We start from the raw sequence: 6327 nt of genomic DNA on the forward strand, positions 1-6327 counted from the left end.
GATAAGAATAAATCCCAAAAAGTTGAAGGGTGATTAAGAAGGGGATTAATTAGTGCAAAGTTTCCACATCTTCAGCATCATCATCACTGCCATCCTCGAAGTAGGTTCCCCAACCGTCATAATTAACCCCGAATTGGTTTGCCAATGTAATCACCTGAGCAATTTGATTATTGATTGACTCAGCATTTAACGGACTTTCAGCGATAATATCAAAACCAATAACAACATTGCCTTCATCATCAACATCCTCATCAGGATCGGTTGCTTCATAGCCTAATTTATAAGCTTCTACCGCCACTTTTTCGAGCTGATCGAAGTTTTGTGATGAGATATGGTGCTCAATAATATACATAGCATGTGGATCACTACCGTCTTCTAAAAGTTCCTGAATAATAGCAAGAGTGTCTTGCTGAGCAAGCTGAATTTGATCTTTCATAATATACCTTTTAGTGGTCGTGCAAATTGTGTGGTATATTACACGTTTAAAAATAATTTTCGAGAAAAAAGTGATTGTCGACTTACATTCGCACACAACTGCATCAGATGGCATCTTAACGCCAACTGAACTGGTTAAAAGAGCTGCAGATAATCAAATCAACATGCTAGCTATCACCGATCACGATACGATCAAAGGTTTGCCTGAAGCAAAAGAGACTATCGCGCGTGAAAACTTACCAGTAAAATTGATTCATGGTGTAGAGATATCGACGATATGGAAAAATAGCGAAATTCATATTGTTGGATTGAATGTCGATATTGAAAATTCGCAGTTGCTTGAATTGTTATTAGCCCAAGAAAAAGGCCGAATTGATCGAGCAATAAGCATTAGTGAAAAATTGGCTAAAGTCAATATTCACGACGCTTATCAACAAGCCCAACAATATTCGAAAGGCGATATCGTTTCTCGAGCCCATTTTGCTCGCTTTTTAGTGGCTAATGGTTATGTCAAAGATATGAAACGAGCATTTAAAAAATACCTAGGTAAAGGTGGTTATGCTTATGTTCCGGCCAATTGTTGCGGTATTGCTGATGCGATTAATGCCATTCATTCTGCTGGTGGACAAGCTGTATTAGCACACCCATCTCGTTATGATTTGACCCTAACTAAATTAAAATTATTAATTAGTGAATTTAAAACATTCGGCGGTGATGCGATTGAAGTTTCACAAAGCCGACAAACACAAGATGATTTACAAAAACTAGCCAAACTGGCTAATGAATTTGAGTTATTGGCTTCGCAAGGCTCTGATTTTCATGATTTGGTTAATTATCTTGATTTAGGTAAAACAACACCATTGCCGGGTAGCGTAACACCTATATGGCATGATTGGGTATAAATTAAACCGTGATGAAAAACCCCGTTCCTCACATTTTTTAACCAGCAATCAACAAAGAAGAATATTATGAGCCAAACATTTTATATTCACCCAGATAATCCACAAACAAGATTATTAGATCAAGTTGTCAAAATATTAAATGACGGCGGTGTGATAGCATTTCCGACTGATTCCGGTTATTCGCTAGGTTGTTTGCTTGATAACAAGTATGGTGTAGATCGCATTTGCCAAATTCGCAACCTTGATAAACACCATAACTTCACCTTAATGTGTCGTGATCTATCCGAACTCTCATCTTATGCGTTCGTTGATAACACCACTTTTCGGTTGCTAAAAAACAATACACCCGGAAAATACGTCTTCATCTTACCTGCAAGTAAAGAAGTGCCACGACGCTTAATGAACGAAAAACGCAAAACCATAGGACTTCGCATTCCCGATAATAAAATAGATTTAGCGCTTCTCGAATTACTTGGACAACCTTTAATGACCACCACGCTAATTTTACCTAACGAAAATGAAGCCCAGTCTGATCCTGAAGAGATAGAAGATAAAATCGGTCATCAACTTGATGCCATCGTTCATGGTGGCTATATCAGCGAACAACCAACCACAGTTATTGATCTAACTCACGATTATCCTGATATTATTCGAGAAGGAAGTGGTGATACTTCACCTTTTAAATAAAAAAATTAAACATTATATAGGGAAAGAAATGAAGAAAATAATGGCACTTATTTTAATTATAAGTATTGGATTAATGTCATTGGTACTCTATCTATCGATAAAACAGATCAATTTTATCAACTCTTCATTAAGTACTACCGGCACCGTTATTGACTTTGAAGAGTCGTATTCAAAAGATTCTAATGGCAATCGATCCGTATCTTATTATCCTATCTTTCAATTTGTTGATACTCAGGAACAAGTCAGAAAGGTTAAATCAAATGTTGGTAGTAATCCTTCAGCTTATCAGAAAGGTGATGTGGTTGATATTATCTATGATCCGCAAAACGCTGATCATGCTAAAATTAACGATACTTTCTCAATGTGGCTTGGAGAAATAATTTTAGGCATACTCGCAAGCCTACTATTTTTAACAAGTGGTGGTTATTTTTATTTTAAATCTAAAAAAAATAAACTAAAACGTGCATTGCTAGCAAGTGGCCGACAAATTGAAGCCAAGATAAATTCGATTGAAAAAAATACCTCATTAACTGTCCGAGGTCGCTCTCCTTACATCATTTATAGCCAGTGGCAAGACAGAACAGCACCCGATGAGATTCATCTTTTTAAAAGTGAAAACATTTGGTTTGATCCAAAACCTTTCATTAATCAAGAGACAATAACCGTCTATATTGATGAAGCAAACCCAAAACGTTATTATGTCGATATTCGTTTTTTACCCAAGGTAAAATAAACCAACTTTAGATAAAGATACCTGTGAAGGTAGCGAGGCAAAATGAAAAAATTGAATTCTGAAAAATTACAAAAAGTATTAGCCAATTTAGGCAATGGTTCTCGTCGTGAGATTGAAGCCATGATCGTAGCTGGCAAAATTAGCGTTGACGGTAAAATAGCAACGCTAGGCGATCGCGTTGACGTCAATGCCAACCCTAAAATTCGCATCAACGGCCACTTAGTCCAGTTAAGAAGCAAAGAAAAAGAAGTCTGTCGTGTACTAGCTTACTATAAACCAGAAGGGGAGATCTGCTCTCGCCATGATCCGCAAGGTCGTGCAAACGTATTTGAACGATTACCACGAATAAAAAACGCACGCTGGATCAATATTGGTCGGCTTGATATTAATACCTCTGGATTATTACTCTTCACAACCGATGGCGAACTAGCCAACCGCCTTATGCACCCAAGGCATGAAATCGAACGGGAATATGCGGTACGAGTATTCGGCAATATTACCGACCAACAACTGAATCAACTTCGCAAAGGTGTACAGCTTGAAGATGGCCCAGCTGCATTTAACTCCATCAAACCACAAGGTGGGGATGGCTTAAATCAGTGGTTCAATGTGGTTATTACTGAAGGTCGCAACCGAGAAGTCCGTCGCATGTGGGAAGCCGTAGGTGTCCAAGTTAGCCGATTACTCCGAATTCGCTATGGTAATATCACCTTACCGAAAGGCTTATCTAGGGGGACATGGATGGAACTAGGCATAGACTCGGTTAATTACTTACGACAATTAGTAGGCTTACCAGAGGAAGTAAAAAGCTTTACCAGCAAATCAACCTCAGAAAAGCGCATTCCAAAACGGGTAAAACTCAATCCAAGAACGAATAAACGCGTAAGCAAAACTCGCATTTAAAGTGCGATTAACCCTTAAATAAAATATTATTTAAGGGTTAAAAATCAATCCGCCAACCATTCTTAACTTCTTTCATCAAGATGATCCCTTTTTATCAATAGACCCATGAATTAAAACAATTATACGCATAATCTATCTTCAAATTTCTACAACTTTAATCAAAGCAGATTAAATAGTGAAAAGACGATACGTAAGTAAGCTAAAAATAAAAAAATAAAGAGAAATGAAAACTATCGTCTATAAACAAAAAAATCCCACAAAAAGTGAGATTTTATAAAAATTTAAAATAAGATTTCTAGGCAATTATTCAAGCCCTAAAACCATTCGCCCATTTTTGGTTGCAACATTCACCACATTATCTAAATCAGTATAACGACAACCTGTCACGAGTAATTTAAGCTCTTCCCACATATTACCGGTTGAAAAAGGTAACATATAATCACTCACATTATCTGTACCGATTGCAACAGGAATACCGGCAGCAGCCAGTTCATCCACAGGCGTTAAAGAATTACGAGTAGGGCCATGTTCTTCACGACGAGGACTATCAATCCAAGCAAATGGACAAGCTATCACCATCATTTTTGCCTCTTTCATTTTTTGATAAAGTTTTTGGCGATATTCCAAACTATGCGCAGTAATCGAAATACTATGAATAGCGACCACCTTACCATGCATACCATGCTCAATAGTTTTATCGGTAAGTTGCTCAGTCTCGATCTCATCTGATGAATTAAATTGATCAACATGCACATGTACCATTTTGCCTAATGATTTACCTGTTTGCATCAACACATCTAAATGGACAAGCCCCATACCTTCACCATGATCACGCTCATCACGACGAGGCAAGCCACCGATAATATCGACTAAATCAGCCCCTTTATCAAACCAATAACGCGCCTCTTTATCAATAACCCCTTTAAGCGTTTGGTTCACTAATTTAATGGTAATATCTTTTTTATACGTCTCACGCGCCCGCAGAGCACCTCGAATCGCCCGTTCCTCAGCAATCGGATCAATATCAACAAACGACCCCATTGCTGACACACCTTGCTCAATCATCCGCTCAACTGCCATGCTAAAATGGCGATAATAATCATCTTCGCTCATAGCGGCTTTTACTTTATCAAGCGTATCCCATTTCTCAATCAACGTCTGTTTTTGATAGACATCAAAACTATCAACCGTAATGGTAAAAGCACGGTCTGCGTGCATATGTGAATTAACCCAACCACCATTTTGCTTAATTTTATTCATCAAATATGCTTTTAAACTTTGATCTCGACTCGTTGATAACAGGGTTTTACTATCGGTCATAATGGGCCTCTACAATTGAGTTACTTTTAAAATTAATTGGACAAAAAAAATCCCCCAAAAAGGAGGATCAAACTACTTTACATTCATTATTGTTTAGGACTGCAAAATTACAATTTGTCATAAATAGTTAACTTTAATCTTGAATAAATTGCAGAGAATTCTAATCATTTGAATGATAAGATCAAGCACTTTAAATTAAAAAATATTTAAACAAATGAAATGGTTAAAGTATTATTTTTGAGATTTTAACCCAACCAAATCACCATACAACAGTCTATAGTTTCTAAACAAATAACCCAAACTTAGCTAACTAATTATTTAATAATAACTAACGAGAGTCGAAAAAATGAGATTAACATTATCAATGTAAAAATAATTGAGGAGTCTATACCGTCATAATACTGTATTGACTGCAAATTTAATAATTTATCAAGGCAAAGCAATAAAAGGGCTAATTCCAAACTCAACACAGCGCGACCAAATTTAACGCCAATTTTTACTAATCAAGGTGATATTCAGAAAAATTAGTAAAATCTTTAGAAAATGCCAAGTCATAACAATAATAGACAATCATTAAACCCAGTGAACGCCTTCTCCACAATATTCTTAATCCCAATAAATAATATCTAAAGACAGCTTAAAAGCGTTGAAAACGTATAATCTTTTTAATAAAAAGTTGAGGAGTGGGGTTTTTGATCTTCTAAATTCCATTTCAAAATTATTTAATGATCAACGTCATTGATTTTAAACTCAAAGATAAAATCTTCAGGATCAATAATCACATTCTTAAAGATTTGTAATTGAAATATATTTAATTAAAACAACAATTAACCAAATATCTTTTTGATCCTTTTTAGATCTTATTTACTAAAGTTAACGCAAATGAGCGAAAAAAAGTGTTGCATCGTGTTTTTCCAATCACTATACTTTTTACACGGTTTTAGTTACGAGGCTAAAACATAACTTAGAAGTGTAAAATTTTAAATAAATCAAAAAACTACTTGACAGGATTGTCGTACATGTTCTATAATTTTCAACAGGCAACAGGCAACAGGCAACTTGGCCAACCTATAATTTAAATTCGTCTAAGTTCAGCTCCCATCTTAAATTTTTTACTGACGTTTATTTTTCTGCGCAGTCAAGTGAAATTCTGCGAATTTTCGCGCGATCGCTTCCGCGATCCTCTTTTCGATCGTTTTCCGAATCCATTTTCAGATCCTTTTCGCGATCCTTTTTCGGATCCTGTTTTCGATCCTTTTCTAAATTATCCCGGCAGATTGTTTTTTTCGTGGTCTTTTTCCTTCCTTTTTCGGGTCACGCATTGACATCACAGACAACAGCAAATCA

General features: G+C 36.2%; 6 protein-coding genes. 4 read left to right on the forward strand and 2 right to left on the reverse strand.

What is annotated here, in order from left to right:
• Nucleotides 1-49 precede the first annotated feature (49 nt).
• Nucleotides 50-436, reverse strand: coding sequence for a ribonuclease E inhibitor RraB (gene rraB / locus J3U16_RS08430; protein ID WP_065561915.1), 387 nt, complete (start codon nt 434-436; stop codon nt 50-52).
• A gap of 28 nt (nt 437-464) precedes the next feature.
• On the opposite strand from rraB, the gene rnm reads away from it, so the two are divergent.
• The 4 genes from rnm to rluB all read left to right on the forward strand — a co-directional run bounded on the left by rnm (nt 465) and on the right by rluB (nt 3660).
• On the forward strand, nt 465-1337 hold the full coding sequence (gene rnm, locus J3U16_RS08435) for an RNase RNM (protein WP_218060026.1): 873 nt from the start codon (nt 465-467) through the stop codon (nt 1335-1337).
• 66 nt (nt 1338-1403) lie between these two features.
• Nucleotides 1404-2024 (forward strand): L-threonylcarbamoyladenylate synthase, encoded by a 621-nt coding sequence (locus J3U16_RS08440; RefSeq protein ID WP_065561914.1) that lies wholly within the window; start codon nt 1404-1406, stop codon nt 2022-2024.
• 28 nt (nt 2025-2052) lie between these two features.
• Nucleotides 2053-2757, forward strand: coding sequence for a DUF3592 domain-containing protein (locus tag J3U16_RS08445; protein WP_267337546.1), 705 nt, complete (start codon nt 2053-2055; stop codon nt 2755-2757).
• A 42-nt stretch (nt 2758-2799) separates the two neighbouring features.
• Nucleotides 2800-3660, forward strand: a complete 861-nt coding sequence (gene rluB / locus J3U16_RS08450) for a 23S rRNA pseudouridine(2605) synthase RluB (protein WP_267330904.1) — start codon at nt 2800-2802, stop codon at nt 3658-3660.
• A gap of 303 nt (nt 3661-3963) precedes the next feature.
• Here the strand turns inward: rluB and J3U16_RS08455 are convergent, their stop codons facing one another.
• Nucleotides 3964-4980, reverse strand: coding sequence for an amidohydrolase family protein (locus J3U16_RS08455; RefSeq protein WP_065734544.1), 1017 nt, complete (start codon nt 4978-4980; stop codon nt 3964-3966).
• Between the last annotated feature and the right edge of the window lie 1347 nt (nt 4981-6327).

Origin of the sequence: Gilliamella sp. B3023 (genome assembly GCF_026536845.1) — a bacterium.
GTDB classification, from domain to species: Bacteria; Pseudomonadota; Gammaproteobacteria; order Enterobacterales; family Orbaceae; genus Gilliamella; species Gilliamella apicola_E.

What these genes read in the sequence shown, in the direction of transcription:
- rraB (WP_065561915.1), bottom strand. Translation starts at nt 436, where the DNA reads ATGAAAGATCAAATTCAGCTTGCTCAGCAAGACACTCTTGCTATTATT.
- J3U16_RS08440 (WP_065561914.1), top strand. Translation starts at nt 1,404, where the DNA reads ATGAGCCAAACATTTTATATTCACCCAGATAATCCACAAACAAGATTA.
- J3U16_RS08445 (WP_267337546.1), top strand. Translation starts at nt 2,053, where the DNA reads ATGAAGAAAATAATGGCACTTATTTTAATTATAAGTATTGGATTAATG.
- rluB (WP_267330904.1), top strand. Translation starts at nt 2,800, where the DNA reads ATGAAAAAATTGAATTCTGAAAAATTACAAAAAGTATTAGCCAATTTA.
- J3U16_RS08455 (WP_065734544.1), bottom strand. Translation starts at nt 4,980, where the DNA reads ATGACCGATAGTAAAACCCTGTTATCAACGAGTCGAGATCAAAGTTTA.